The sequence below is a fragment of the Moorena sp. SIO3I6 genome, assembly GCF_010672095.1.
The window spans coordinates 34,061-48,601 of sequence record NZ_JAAHHU010000042.1 but is presented as its reverse complement, the minus strand read 5'-3'; the positions used below and the strand labels follow the sequence as shown (position 1 = coordinate 48,601).

Below are 14,541 nucleotides of genomic sequence, written 5' to 3'. Positions count from 1 at the left end.
TACTTGCTTGTGCTGCCCTCAATCCTATGACCCATTTGGGTATGCCTGATAGCTATGCCCATAATGCTTAAAACTGCTCCTGAGAGGGGGAGCATTTTGACCCCTTCATCATTCATGCAACAAAGCCTCGCGATTGTATTCTTCCACTCTGATTTGCTTGGCAATTCCCGCTGCTACTGCCTCATCGGTGCCATCAGGGAAAACAGCCATTATACCATCTCCGATAAACTTGACGATAAAGCCGTTTTGATTGCGAATCTCGGGACTAACACCCTTGAGGTAAGCATTAACAAAGTCGAAGTTTTCCTTCGGGGTCATGGTTTCTGAATTGGAATAGTAGTTTAAATTATCCATGTTTTAGGGAGTCGGGAGTCGGGAGTCGGGAGTCGGGAGTCGGGAGTCGGGGGAAGAGTGTGACAAGTGTAGGAAGTGAAACTTCAGTTTAAAGATAAAAACTTATAGAGTAAGCTGATGTGCATTTAAATTAGTTATTCCCTGTTCCCTGTTCCCTGTTCCCTGTTCCCTGTTCCCGACAACTGCCGCGAAGTCTACTAACTAGATAGAAAAGCTTCCACCTCAGCTAATGTAGGTTGAGCTGCGATCGCACCAGGCTTGAGAGTGGTCAGTGCGCCTACTGCACTGGCATAGGTAACCACATCTTTGGCAACGGTTGGATCACTCAGACTGGACCGGTCACGGTGGCATAGTTGATAAATAATGCCACCAGTAAAGCCATCCCCGGCACCGGTTGTATCCTGGACTGCTACAGAAAATGCTGGTAATTTACCTTCGTTTCCTCCCAGATAGTAGGCGCAGCCTCGTTCCCCGGCTGTGACTAATACCCCTTTGACCTTATCCAACCGTTGTGCGATCGCTTTTGGATCAGCAGTGCCAAACAAAAACTCTCCCTCCTCATCAGTCAGTTTCAGGAAGTCCGCTTGCTGGATAAAGTCTTGAATGATTTCAATGGCAATCTTGGCATCATTCCAAAAGACCGGTCGCCAGTTCACATCTATAAAGATAGAGACCTGGTGTTGTTGTGCTAACTTAACTGCTTGGTTAATTGCTGCCTTACTGTCGGGATAGGCTAATTCCAGAGTCCCCAATACCAGAAACTTCGCTTCCTTAAATAGTTCAGTAGGCAAGTGATCCCCTTGAAGTCGTGTATCAGCGAATTCTGTGGTATCGATATCACCAAATCCAGCAAAACTGCGATCGCCTGACGCATCTCGCACCACATAGACGATCCGTGTGGGAGCTGTACCATGACGCTGTACTCCCGTACCATCGACACCAACGTCCTTTAACAACTCTACCAGTATGTCTCCTGGCTGATCTTGACCAATACAACCAATAAATGCAGTGGGTATACCCAGCTTTACTAAAGCACAAGCAGTATTCGCTGGTGCGCCACCGGGATAGTCTGTCCAAGACTCCACCTGTTCTAGGGGTTTTCCTGGCTGATTAGACAAACGGTCAAACAACATTTCACCAGCACAGATCACCTGGGGACTTGTCATGAGGCTATTCCTTACCTACCAAATGTAATTGAACGGTGATTCGGGTAGTCTATCGCCCATCTTCTAAGAAGGAAGTGGCGCGCAAGTATTTCACCCAAACTGACATCAAATTATACTGTAGGTTTATTATTATCTCCCGACTAATTAACATAACCGGGATTATCGGTATTTTAGTTCCCCTGTTTACACAATAGTTTTAAGGAAGAGTTTTAACTCTGGTGGGAAGTAGTTCTATTAGTGGAAATGGCAGGTATTTGATGCGATCACCTACGGTGCCTCTCTGTCCAACGCCGGGAAGTCTGTGACGTGTACCTTAACTCTACCTAGTTTTCCGGAAAACGAATAAAACAAGGAGAAAAGTGGGCAAGCATAACGTCGCCCATTTCTCTCGTTGGGCAAAGTAAGCTATTTTTACTCGTAAATAAAGACGATAAAAATCGATTAATTCAGCGTTTTTATGAACGGAACACCTAAAAGCGATTGGCCTAAGCCGGGGCACTATACATTACTGGCTTGCAGTGATCATTGATTTTCCTGTCGTCTATTGTTAACGTTTTGAGGCGACAAAGATAACAAAAGCAATATTTGCCGATGACGATAAAATAGGTATACTTATTAATAAGCGATCGCATTCCCGGTCAATGGTGCGATCGCTAAGTGGAGGATTACTCCAGTTCAATGTCATATTCATTCTAACCATGGAAAATAAGCAATACGTAACTCACTGTCCTTTCTACATTGGGGACATTAAGGCTGATGGTTTCAAGACGGAGTCTGGAGATTACTTGATGTCTCAGACTGGTTCTGCTGAAACCATCGGAGAAGATGAATCTTACGCCCGGCGTTTTTTGCGTTCAAAAGCCTTCAAAGATATATGGGGCAAGGGTTTTACGCCCGGCACTTTTGAGGTTTTAAACCCAGAGCAACTAAAAGGGCAGACTCGTATCAGTGGATGGCCTCCGGTCATAGTTGGGCTTTACTGGCATAGTCGTGGAAACAAAGGCAACAAAAGGGCTTTTGCATTGACTAACGGATTGATCATAGATGCATTAGAGGAAAGGATTCGTGAAGCTTTTGGTGATACGACTACAATCACCGAAAGAAATGAAAAGCTTTCTGAATACGTGAGTCTCTTAGAAGCTGAGAACACCGATCTAAGAAACAATAGCGAATGCTGGCAGTATATCAACCAGGAACTAAATCAGCAATTGGAAGACCTCTATGAAGGCATGGCTGAACCAGACCATCTAGAGGCAGAAAATGCTCGCCTATTACGAATACTGCGAGAACATGGAATCAATCCCTATTCCCCGCAGAACTACATTTAATCAATCACATCCTATCATTGCACTCCACACCCCCGCAGTCGCTGGGGCAAGTCATTGGTACAGCGATCGCGGTAAGGAAAAAACCTTACCACCCAGTCCCAACAAGGCTACATAAAACCCAACAAAGGTAGTGGCTAACCCCGACTCCTTCCTTAGTTCCAATGATGGGTAGGTGACCCAACCGAGTCCCCTACCCAGTACCAACGACAGACAGCGACCAATCGGTCCCTTAACCTAGTTCCACTTTCAGGCGGTAGTCCCAACGGACGACCTACCCACTTCCAACACAAGAATTAACAGATTTCACTTAATATTAAGTGCCGTTATCTTTTTGTTATTTCCTAACAGTAGTAAAAAAGATAATAAAAAGACGTATTAATACCTGTAACGGTAGTTATTGGGACTTCCGTGGTGGGAAGTAGTTCTATTAGTATAAATGCAAGTAATCGGATTTATTGGTACTTCATTTTTTCCTCTAATTCCTCATTAAATTCACTTTTTGTTATTTTTTATTTTTATCGAAAATAATAAAAAGTTAAAGACTGACCGTAATGAGAAGTAGTTCCATTGTCTGAATTCTGCTAAAGGAACAGGATCGAGTCTTGGAATTAGAACTAGGGAACGTGTCGGTGACGTTCTCAAGTACATAAAGTTGATAGGTTTGCTTACACACCTATCTCTTTCACCCGACAGCGGTTATTGAGAAGTTACTCTACTCGGAAACCCTAAATACAATGCGCTATGCCAAGTATAGATAGGGTTAGACGGGGTTCAGGATGGAGTGCGATTTATTTTTGCAAGAGGTCTAGTGTTAATCGGTAGGACTGTACTAGATAAAAATTTTTGTATTAAAATAAAAATAACTTTATAATAAAAATTTATTTTGTTTATAAGAAAAATGTAGCATATAGTAAGATTGAACTAGTATAATTACCACTTTGGGCCATTGCCCGAAACTTTTCCCTCAACTTGTATCGTGAGTATGGCTTTGAGAATATGGTTCAGGCTCAGCGTCGTGCTGGTTCTACTCTTAACACACTCAAGGACTTGTTTAGAATGAAATAGCCCTGATGCACTGGGTTCGTTTTCTTTTTAGAAAGTGCAAAATTGATGCCTTTAATTTTTTAACTCAAGATATAAATGTTATTTATGGAGATGTTATCTACAGGTAAACCACTATGAAGAAAGAACAGACTGTGGATGATCATCCCGACTCTGTAGTAGACACAATCTCCTCTACAGAAAAACTTCTGGCTCACGTTGTCACACCGCAACTACCCTGGCGTATCCATGGTTATGATGTGGAGCATGACTTGGCTCGCCATTACAGCCTATTAGAAACATTTCTCTTAGCTTTTACTGGGGAAATTGCCCCTGAAAATTATGGACGTGCCCTAGAAATTGCTTTGATTTTCCTCTCCCCCAAAAGTGTAGCCCACGACTCTACCCATGCGGGAATTTTAACCCAGGTAATTGGGGCTAGCCCTAGTCCAATCCTCAGCACAACCTTGATGATACTAACGGAGGAAGCCCAGGATTTAATTAAACGCCATGAGTTATTGCTGAATTTACTCAATCAAGAAGAGTTAAATTATCTTCCCGAAGAGTTTCAAACCGAAGATGCCCAAGAACGGGCTTCTGTGGAACGTTTAGCCCTAGCCCTAGAGGAAACCGGAATAACCCTACCTTTCAAAGAATTTAGCCGTGATGCTGCCCTTCTTTATACCCTCCATCGGGTGGGATTAAAAACACCCCTCCAGCTATGCTCGGTGATTGTACTATCTCGCTTACCTGCCATTGTGGCTGAAGTTGGTTACTGGCAAAAAGGCAAGTTAGAGAACTATCCCATGAAATTGCCTAACTTCCGTTATGAGGACTAAAGTAGATGGAACTCCCGATAATTAAAACCCAAGTTGCTCAAGTGGGGTTTAATGACCACAGATTTCGTGGCAAAAGTGTTTTTAACGATTTGGTGGGTCATAGCAATCTCACCGAGATCATCGCCTTATCTATCTCGAAACATTCTCTCCAGGCTGATGATATTGACATGCTCAATGATATTGCTGCGGTTATGACCATCGCAGATCCCCATATATGGCCATTGAAAATTAGTCGCATGGCTGCAGGATATGGTAGTTTTTTACAGGGTGTAGCTGCGGGATTAGTTAGTGTACAAGAAATGTTCATCGGACCAGCGACTTGTAATACAACGGCACAAATGCTTGTGGAGTTTGGGGAAAAACTGGGTGATACTTTCTCACCATCCCAAGTTGAATCCCTCCTTAGAATTTACTGTACTAAGCAAGAGGGACATTCTGGTTACCAAGGATTACCAAAGGGTTTTGGTATTCCTTTTAAAGATTTTGATGACCGTTTAGTGGTGCTGGAATCTTGCGTCCAGAAGAGAAATAAGCATAATCACCGTTTTTGGCGTTTGCTTCTGGCGATTAAGGAAGTATCTGCACAGAAATTTTCCATGGTTCCCAACATCTATCTCGGTTCTCCTGCGGTGCTGCTGGATTTGGGATTTAGGGCTGAGGATGCATCAGCCCTGATTGTCTCACTAATCCATGCCACATTTACTTCCAATGCCATAGAAGCAGTCAGGGAACCTCAGCCTGTATTACGAGAACTACCTGGGGAGTTTATTGAGTATGTGGGTAGGGAAGATCGCGTTAGTCCTAGGGATTCGATTTAGGGTAATTGGTACTAAGGGAACAGGGCAAAGTGAGCAAGAATGGAGAGAAAAATTATCCTAAATGGCTGCTTTTTTACTTTGAAAGAGATCTACTTGTAAACTTCTGCTCTGTGCTTCCCTGCCTCCTGTCCTCTGCTTTGCCCGTAGCGCTATAAATTATCGGGCATAAACTTTAAAGCTAATAATTAATAGCTAAAAAATCCTTTCTTGCCTTGGCAACACGCTCCTCAGCAATAAAGTTAGCAGCTTCATAGGCTGTAATATTCTGCTCCCTTGCCCTATGGAAAATATCGAACAAAGTATGACCAATATTATCAAGCATTTTTAGAGCTTTTTCTTCGTCATAACCAATTAACTCGTTGTAAACATTGATTAATCCTCCAGAATTGATTACATAATCTGGACAGTAAAGAATATTTTGCTCTTTGAGTAACTGACTGTGTGCCAACTCGTTTTCCAGTTGATTGTTACCAGCCCCAGCAATAATTTTGGCTTGGATATTAGGGATAGTTAAATCATTAATAATCCCCCCCATACCACAGGGAGAAAATACATCCACCTCAAGGGAGTAAATGTCTTCCACAGGTACTACCTTTGCCCCGTATAAGGATTCCACTTTGCGGGCTTTTTCTGTGTCTAAATCCGTGACCCAAATTTCTGCGCCATTTTCATGGAGTAGTTGGCAGAGGTTCTTCCCCACATTTCCTACCCCCTGAATAGCAACTTTTAATCCTGTTAAATCTTCGGTTCCCCACAAGAAATCCACCGCAGTTTTTATCCCGACTAAAACCCCCTTAGCTGTTATGGGAGCAGGTCCTCCGGAGCGTTCCGTAAGACCTACCACATAGGGAGTGTGGCTGCCAATTAAGCGCACATCCTCAGGACAAAGATTCACATCTTGCCCAGTGATAAAAAGTCCTTTTAAACTATCCACAAAGCGAGCGTAGGATGTGAGTATTTCCTCTGTTTTTTCCTCTGGCTGGGCAATAATCACCCCTTTAGCACCACCCACGGGAATATTGGCACAGGCTGCTTTGTAGCTCATACCACGACTCAGGCGCAGTGCATCTTGCAAAGCCTCTTCCTCACTAGCATAAGGCCAAAGACGGGTTGCTCCCATGGCTCTGCCAAAGCTCGTATCGTGAATGGCAATAATAGCCTTGAGATTTGTCTGTTCATCTTGGCAAAACAGTACCTGTTTATGACCTGTTGCTTCCAAGGTCTTAAGGATGTTCATAAAAATTTCTTAGGTAATTATCTTTCTAATCCAGAAAAAAAGAGAAAAATTTCTGGAATTTATACTATTTAACTGATGTATTTTTAGGCAACACTTTAATTAGTGGGACTTAAACAGATATCAAGCCCAAATAAAGCCCAAAGCAGCTTTGTAACAGAAGAATAGGTTCCGATTTTGAGCAAGCCACTCCACAAAACGGAAAGACATCGCTGTCCGAAACGCCTCTAATGCCTCAGGAAAGGTTTTTAAAGGTTTGTTAGCCCAACGTCTTCTTAAGCCTCCAGTTAAGGTGTGCCATAAAATAAATGTATAGGCACAAAACACAAGCATGAAATGTATACCATAACTGTATTATACTTTATTTGATCTCGATTTTTGGTTAAGTACCGTTAGTTTATTTTCCGGGAAAATATCTTGACTATATAGTCTTTCTAAGGAAAAAAACACTCATTTATTAGTTTTTTTAAAAAGAAAAATGGAACATAAATCTACTTCGGCAATTCAGCTTATTTTGGATTACCTTCGCCATGAGGGAGTGGAGTACATTTTTGGCGTGCCAGGGGGTCCCCTCACCATGCTTTACAAAGCGCTAGCCGAGCAGGATGGGATAACACCAATTCTTGCTAAACATGAGGAAGGAGCTGCTTTTATGGCTGATGGTTATGCCCGTGTCCGGCAGGGTTTAGGAGCCTGTTGTGCCAGCACGGGTCCCGGCTCCACCAATGCTTTAACTGGTATTGCTGCTGCCTATGCAGATTCCATCCCCGTGCTGTTGCTGACGGCACAAATTGCGGTGGCTGCCCTCGGCAAGGGAGCTGCTCAGGAAAGTTCTCCTTTTGGGGTAGACACCATTGAACTGTTTAAACACGTTACTAAATTGTCTGCTGCTATTCCCCACGAGCAAAAGGTGGCGGAGTTAACCCAACGTGCCCTACGCCTTGCCCTCAGTGGGCGTTCTGGTCCTGTGCATCTAAGTATTGCCGGAGATGTGGCGGGTAAACCTGTTCCCCACAAGCTAATTCCCCCTCACCAGTATCGTCCTGAAAATCGCCCTGTGGATTTAGATTCCCTGTCCCAGGTGGCAGAACTACTAACTAATCACCAACGGGTGTGTATTTTAGCTGGTCACGGAGTTAATTTATCTGGAGGTGCAGCAGCCCTGCGCCAGTTGGCAGAAGAGCAACATATTCCCGTTGCCACAACCCCGAAAGCAAAAGGAGTGTTTCCTGAAAACCATCCCCTATCTTTGGGAGTTTTTGGTTTTTCTGGTCATCCCCAAGCAGAGCAGTATATTTTCTCTGACCAATTGGAAGTTTTAGTGGTGATAGGCAGTGGTTTGGGGGAAATTGCCACTCATGCATGGAACCCTCGGTTGATGCCTGCTAAGGCTCTAGTTCAAATCGATATCGACCCTGAGATGATTGGTGTGAACTATCCAGTTAATGTGGGGGTAGTAGCAGATGCACGCACTGCTTTGGTGGAGCTGAAAAAATTGCTGCCCCCGAATTCCAGCTCTAGGGCATCTTCCCTTGCCCAGGCGAAAGACCCATTGCCCCGTTACCACGAAGCTCATCTGCTGGAAGCTGAACATAGTCCTCTTTATCCACCAAGGATGATTCGGGCTATGCAAGCTATCTTACCCGAAGATACGATGCTGTTTGTGGATATCGGCAATTGCATGCCTTGGTTTCTCCACTACTACGAAGTACGTCACCCCCATAGCTTCTTTTTAGGATTGGGTTTAGGTTCTATGGGTTCTTCCCTAGGTATGGCGATAGGAGGTAAGTTAGCCGCCCCCCATCGCCCTGCGGTGGCGGTTTTAGGGGATGGAGCTTTCACCATGAATGGGTTAGAAATTCATACGGCTGCGGAGTACAATATCCCGGTTATCTTTATTGTGCTTAATGATGGGGGTTTTGCCATGGTTGACCAAGGGGAAAATTTACTCTTTGGTAAATCCGTAAGTCCCAGCCGATACAAGAATGCACTGGATTTGTGTAGTGTGGCACAGGGACTTGGTGTCAAGGCTTTTAGGGTCAGTACTCCCAGTGAATTTGAGGAGGTTCTACAAAAGTGTTTAGATCTCAATGAGCCTTGTTTAATTGATGCCCAGGTTGACCCACAACTGATTCCCCCTACCCTGAGAATGCGAGCGGAAACTTTGAAGTCTTATTTTGAAGGTAAGACTCGCCATTAGTTTTGGTAGCTTGAATAATTTAAGTGTTAATTAGTGGGGCGATTTGTCAAAGTTAGAGTCGCCCTATTTTTTCCTTTCATTAGTAAGCCTGTTAAATAACAACGGATCACGAGCAGCTTCTACCTCTGTAAACATTATGGATTAGTTGTACCTTTAAACCGACATTTACCTATGCAGCGACCATGGGACTGTGCCTAATCGGGCACAGCTTCAATCCACTAGTTAAGCACCAAGCAGGACACGAGGCCAAAACCATTATCTGGACTGGAATTCAAGAGTTAAGCAGCAGCCAACCCCTCGAACATCTTTGAAGCCTTTCCTGGTATAATGAAATACCTTTAATGGGCGTTATTGGTACTTCAGTCCCCCCATCTACGCAGACGATCATTGGTACTAGTTCCGTTGATGGAATCTTTGCCATAAAACAGGGTCGAGTCCTGGAAAAAGAACTGGGTCGTGCGTCGGTGACATACCCAAGATCATGTTGTTAACCTGAGTACACTATCAAGATGAATTTTTTAAAAGCCTCCCCTACCTGCTTCTGAATAGGAGCTATGACCGAGAACAAGGAATTAAAGCGGAAGCAACTGGTGAGTGCAGTACGCCATCCATTCATGTATCGCTGTTGGGGGTGCGTAAGGTGGGAAGTGTGAAGCCTTGGAAGTGGAGGCAGAAGAGTAATTGAAAGCAAGCTTAAATAATTGTATATAATCTTAATCTCTTTTTACAACAAAAAACACTATTATGATAGTGAATTGTTTTTGGTAATTAAATAACTGGACTTTAGACTAATTCAAGAGAGCCGGAAACTGTATCTTCTAGATTAGTAATACTGACTTACTCAACAGCAAACCCCTTATGCATAGGCATTACAGCAATTTTTAAGGCACTTGTTTTGAGCCTGTGCGTTTAAGGTAATTGTGCGATCTCGAGACGAGTTGAAGTGTTTGGGTGAGGGCTGGGTTTCCTAAACTCGGCAAAAAAGGCAAATAATCAAGTCGCCCAAAAACAGCCAAAACGCTCTATAGGGATTGAGGTATAGGTTTTAAGCCCTAATTGCTTTGGGGCAGATTTCTGTAAATCCCAAAATTTAGTCTAAAGTCCAGTAAATAACCATAACCATGAACATATCAAGGTCTTTCTGGACCGTGGTCTAACCAGCCCATGCAAGAGGAGGCTCAGGCGTAAGCTGCTGTTGAGCGCTTTAAAATCTGTTCGCGCCCCTGATGGGGTGGCCGTTAGGCGGAAACCAGTGCCATTGTGTTTGCAAATAACGATTCCAAAAAAATTCACAACAACAAATAACCTACTAAGGGGAAACAAGTATGAGCTATCTATCATTCAACTCGGCGTCATCATCTTTAAAGAAAGCTCCTGCATCAGCAGGTACATTGCGATCGGCATTTGCGGATTGGCTTTTAGCCAATCACGGTTCATCTTATCGGAAAGAAATTGAGCAGCAGCGCACCCGTCCAAATGCTCAAAACTTTAACCAGATTCTTGCTACCTGCAGTCGTTTAAATCCGACTGAAGAACCTTTAGTGGGTATCGTAGGAGGTGGATTTGCTGGTCTTTATGCAGGACTTATTTTACAATCACTCGGAATTGAATGCGAAGTCTTTGAGAGCTCCGATCGCGTTGGCGGTCGTATTAAAACATGGTATTCAACAGATTATTCTGATACAGAGGTGGATAAATCTGGACTCTATGGCGAAGTTGGTGGCATGCGTTTACCTCAATTCTCTGCCGATATGCTTCCAGTACAACAGCTTGCTCTTGCCGTAAATGCTGTTCTTGAACGTAACGGCATGGAAGACAAACTTGTTAATTGGCGAAAATTTTATTACGACTCACCAGAACAACGCATGCGATATAACAACATGCCAACCTTTATAACGAAAGCTGAGTCTAATCTAAACGCATTTAACTTTGGAGTTGATCAAGGTGGTGATTTACCTCAAGTTTGGGTAGAGCCAAAAACAGATTCCAATGGCAAGGCTTATTTGCCTGTCAATATGGTTTTAGAAAAAGTTAATGAACCATTTATTGATGCCATCAACAATTCCTTTGCAGAAGGTTTTGCTTTGATGATGCAATACGATCAGCATTCCATGTGGGATTACTTAACGAATGTATTTACATTGGGCGATTTAGGAGAATATTACGATCCCGCCATGGGAGCAAAAAGTGATTTTTTACCTTGGTCTGTTGCCAGTTTCCTTGAAACCACCAACGTTGGAACAGGGATGTATTCTGTCTCATTTGTGGAAATGGTTATCGCTGTTTATGATTGGGGTGGAAGTAAGAATCCATATGATAAAAACGACGACCAAATATACATGTTGACTGTCGATAAAGGGATGCAACGTTTTTCTGATGCCTGTCAGACGGTACTAAATTTGGCTCAAGGGGTGCATGAAGCAGATGGTCAACTTGCCCAAGTTCAAGTGGGAATGGCAAAAGATAAGAACAATCAATATTCCTATACAGCACCCAATCTCACACCCGACGCTCAACCTCCAGGATCGACATCAAAGGTGACCAAAGACTCAAAGGCAAGTGTCGAATGTAGTGGTAATCCCATCGGTAAACAGCGTGTCTTTCTAGAACATAAAGTGGTGCAGATGGAGTATTGTCCAACTCTTTATGAGAATCACGGTGGGATGAAAGTAAAAGTTAAGAATCAATCCTGTTCTGCTTCGGAACCTCAAGTAATCGACAAACAATATCCGTATGTTATTACCACTCTTCCTAATGGTGCATACCTCAACGGTGAACTAAAAGATAATCTACTCAATAAAATTTCGTTTTCCAAGGCTCAAGCAATTAGAGAATGCTATTACATGTCTGCGTTTAAAGCATTTCTTACATTTAAAACACAATTTTGGGCGATTCTTGGGGAACGTCAAGATAAAGGTCTTGGAGCGGCAGCAACAGATCGACCAAATCGTCAAATTGTTTACCCTTCCTATGGATATGCGGCGACTGAAGGTGTTCTTCAGGTTTATTGTTGGGCACAAGATGCAGAGAGACTTGGAGCTCTTTCAGATGAAGAACGTATCAACGAATGTTTAAAAGGAATTGCGTATCTCTATCCTGACGTGGATGTTTATGAGCAATTTTCTGGCTACAACGATGGAACAACAACGAAAACTTGGTTTTGGGATACTCACGCTGGTGGTGGTGCTTTTGCTCTTTTTGCTCCAGAACAATATAAGAAGATGTATCCAACACTACTTACTCCTGAGTTTGGTGGCTGTTTAAATTTTGCAGGCGAATGCTGTTCGGTTCATCACGGATGGATAGTTGGCGCACTTGATTCAGCCTATAACGCGGTGTATCACATTCTCCAACAGGCTGGAGCTACCGAGAAAATTGAGCAAATGCAAAAAACCTGGGGTTATTTTACATCACCAGATATCGCACCAGATGCTAAAACTGTCAACAAAATGGAATATGCCTTTTCCTATAACGAAATTGATCGTAAAGCCGCATCAATTCCACCACAAGCAACGAAAAGTATCTATGGCAATTCACAGTTTGAATTTACTGGCAATATACCTGCGTTTGTAGCCGATTTTGCTAAAGTCCCACAGGCCATGAAAAAGACAATTGACGATAAAAATGTCCTGAAAATGCTGAATGACTTATGGGACGCTAATGTTGCTCAAAGAAAAAGCGTTGAATCTCAATCAAAAGAAGATACGAAAATACTACCAACAGATTCTGCTGTCGTTATCCTCGAAAAAATATACTATGGAAATAATTTCCAAACAATTCCCAAACCACTTTTTTGGTTAAAGGATGATGATGAATTCGCCCGACAACAGCTTGCGGGATTTATGCCGAACTTATTAACAAAGGTTTCGTTAGATGAGGTGAAAGCGATCGTCAAACAATCCAACATACCAAATTGTGAGGATCTTGGTTCACTAAATGATGTCCTTTATATAGCAGACTATAGAAGTTATCTTGAAGCCTGCACCGTCACGCCGGTTGATTATTATCTGGCAAAACCGATCGTCTTCTTCAAGGTAACAAAAGACAATGAACTGCTACCTATCGGTATCCAACTGGAGCAATCGGGGGAACTATTCACTCCAACCATGCCTAATGCAGAGAATGCTTGGTTATTAGCGAAAATGCAAACTAATTGCGCAGGACAAACACTTCATGATGTTGGTTTTCATCAACTTTATACACATCAGATTTGTGCTATGGTTTCCATTTCCTTATTTTCAGAAGAAGTCTTTAACCCAGAAACCCCACCCGTTTCCACGATACCTTTTCAGGAACATCCTGTCTTCAAACTGCTTCGACCACATGTTGTTAAAACCTCAGAGTTTCAACAGACTATATATAATCGAACCTACAACCCATATCCCAAATCATTTCCACAAACCCGTGATGTCAATGGAAAACCGGGTGTTTATAATCTTGGTTTTGTCTATGATCTCATTTTCTCTTGTGGACGAATTGGAAATTATCAACTTCAGGATAAAATGTATAACGATGATGGAGAATTTCGTTTTCTTGATTTAGCCATACCAAAAGACGTCGAAAAAAGAGGTGTGCAAGACACACCATTTTCCTATCCTTACGTTCATGATGCCACCAATTGGTATAATGCAATTGCAACTTTCATCGACGAGTTTGTTAGCATCGTTTACCCTGATGGTGATACCGCAGTAGCGAAAGATATCCAATTACAACGATTTTTCAGCAAACTCATTCCAGCGTTCAACCATATCGAAGGTAGTACAGAACAAGCACAACGGTTTCCTAAGAAAGTAGTCACAACAGATTTACTGAAAGAAGTTCTTACCATGTTTGTTTGGCAATTTTCTGTGCAACATACGGTTGTTAACGATGGTGCTTATAATCATGCTGCGTTTGTTCCAAATGCGTCCACACTGATGATGCCGTTACCAACAGGAAAAGCATCTAAAGACTGGACCCCAGCGGATATTCTTGCTTGTATGCCATCTCAAACGGCAACTTACCATGAACTGGGCAATATGAACTTCACAGATGTTCAAATTAATGCATCAGTAACTGGGCAAGGACCTTATCCAGAAACAATATTTGGAAGAGGCGTTCTAGAGCCGTCCATCAATGTTTTGCAAGATACCTATGCCTTCACCGATCCTAATTTACGTCAAGCCGTAGATCATTTTTATCAGGAAGCACGAAAAGTAGGAGAGTCTATCCGACAAAGACAAGGCAAAGATATAGCTCGATACGGTGCACTGCATCCAGAAAGTCCCAATGTCCCTGAAACCGTACTATTCGACTTAATCACACCTGCAAAAGTGATGAACACGATTCAAACTTAATTCACTAGACCTCTTGCAAAAGTCTTTCGTGGTACAATTGATAATTTTGCAATTTTTGATTTAGCGTACGCTTAAGACTAACAAACTTGCTTTAAGTAGTCGGATATAAATAAACGGTACTGTCTCAAAAACTGTAAAATCCTTGTAACCTTTACACCAAAAGGTTTGGTCGATATTTACAAAAATTTATACAGCACCCAAAACTTTTGTCCGACTACTTATTAG

The 14,541-nt window shown here is 42.7% G+C and carries 8 protein-coding genes and 1 pseudogene; 5 read left to right on the top strand and 4 right to left on the bottom strand.

Features of this window, described 5'->3' with window-relative positions:
- Positions 1-108: 108 nt before the first annotated feature.
- Both F6K49_RS14830 and F6K49_RS14825 read right to left on the bottom strand, forming a co-directional pair.
- A complete protein-coding gene (locus F6K49_RS14830; RefSeq protein ID WP_293097820.1) occupies positions 109-354 on the bottom strand; it encodes a hypothetical protein in 246 nt (81 codons plus the stop codon).
- 197 nt (positions 355-551) lie between these two features.
- A complete protein-coding gene (locus F6K49_RS14825) occupies positions 552-1,520 on the bottom strand; it encodes a carbohydrate kinase (protein ID WP_293097816.1) in 969 nt (322 codons plus the stop codon).
- 641 nt (positions 1,521-2,161) lie between these two features.
- Here F6K49_RS14825 and F6K49_RS14820 point away from each other — a divergent pair.
- From F6K49_RS14820 to F6K49_RS14810, 3 genes are all read left to right on the top strand, one after another.
- Complete coding sequence (locus tag F6K49_RS14820; protein ID WP_293097812.1) at positions 2,162-2,848, top strand: hypothetical protein; 687 nt, start codon at positions 2,162-2,164, stop codon at positions 2,846-2,848.
- A 1,178-nt stretch (positions 2,849-4,026) separates the two neighbouring features.
- A complete protein-coding gene (locus F6K49_RS14815; protein ID WP_293097809.1) occupies positions 4,027-4,728 on the top strand; it encodes a hypothetical protein in 702 nt (233 codons plus the stop codon).
- Between the two features lie 5 nt (positions 4,729-4,733).
- On the top strand, positions 4,734-5,546 hold the full coding sequence (locus F6K49_RS14810) for a hypothetical protein (RefSeq protein ID WP_293097806.1): 813 nt from the start codon (positions 4,734-4,736) through the stop codon (positions 5,544-5,546).
- Positions 5,547-5,724: 178 nt separating this feature from the next.
- On the opposite strand, the gene F6K49_RS14805 is transcribed toward F6K49_RS14810, so the two are convergent.
- Positions 5,725-6,783 carry a Glu/Leu/Phe/Val dehydrogenase dimerization domain-containing protein gene (locus tag F6K49_RS14805; protein WP_293097803.1) on the bottom strand — a complete coding sequence of 353 codons (1,059 nt, stop codon included), beginning with the start codon at positions 6,781-6,783 and terminating at the stop codon, positions 5,725-5,727.
- 120 nt (positions 6,784-6,903) lie between these two features.
- Positions 6,904-7,119, bottom strand: a pseudogene (locus F6K49_RS14800) (IS701 family transposase); the annotation flags it as partial.
- A gap of 139 nt (positions 7,120-7,258) precedes the next feature.
- Between F6K49_RS14800 and F6K49_RS14795 the strand changes: the two are divergent.
- Both F6K49_RS14795 and F6K49_RS14790 read left to right on the top strand, forming a co-directional pair.
- Complete coding sequence (locus tag F6K49_RS14795) at positions 7,259-8,980, top strand: thiamine pyrophosphate-binding protein (RefSeq protein ID WP_293097800.1); 1,722 nt, start codon at positions 7,259-7,261, stop codon at positions 8,978-8,980.
- Positions 8,981-10,305: 1,325 nt separating this feature from the next.
- Positions 10,306-14,316, top strand: coding sequence for an FAD-dependent oxidoreductase (locus F6K49_RS14790; RefSeq protein ID WP_293097797.1), 4,011 nt, complete (start codon positions 10,306-10,308; stop codon positions 14,314-14,316).
- Positions 14,317-14,541 lie beyond the last annotated feature (225 nt).

Bases quoted from the DNA above. Each gene is read 5' to 3' on its own strand.
- F6K49_RS14830 (WP_293097820.1), bottom strand. From the start codon at position 354: ATGGATAATTTAAACTACTATTCCAATTCAGAAACCATGACCCCGAAG.
- F6K49_RS14825 (WP_293097816.1), bottom strand. From the start codon at position 1,520: ATGACAAGTCCCCAGGTGATCTGTGCTGGTGAAATGTTGTTTGACCGT.
- F6K49_RS14820 (WP_293097812.1), top strand. From the start codon at position 2,162: ATGGTGCGATCGCTAAGTGGAGGATTACTCCAGTTCAATGTCATATTC.
- F6K49_RS14815 (WP_293097809.1), top strand. From the start codon at position 4,027: ATGAAGAAAGAACAGACTGTGGATGATCATCCCGACTCTGTAGTAGAC.
- F6K49_RS14810 (WP_293097806.1), top strand. From the start codon at position 4,734: ATGGAACTCCCGATAATTAAAACCCAAGTTGCTCAAGTGGGGTTTAAT.
- F6K49_RS14805 (WP_293097803.1), bottom strand. From the start codon at position 6,783: ATGAACATCCTTAAGACCTTGGAAGCAACAGGTCATAAACAGGTACTG.
- F6K49_RS14795 (WP_293097800.1), top strand. From the start codon at position 7,259: ATGGAACATAAATCTACTTCGGCAATTCAGCTTATTTTGGATTACCTT.
- F6K49_RS14790 (WP_293097797.1), top strand. From the start codon at position 10,306: ATGAGCTATCTATCATTCAACTCGGCGTCATCATCTTTAAAGAAAGCT.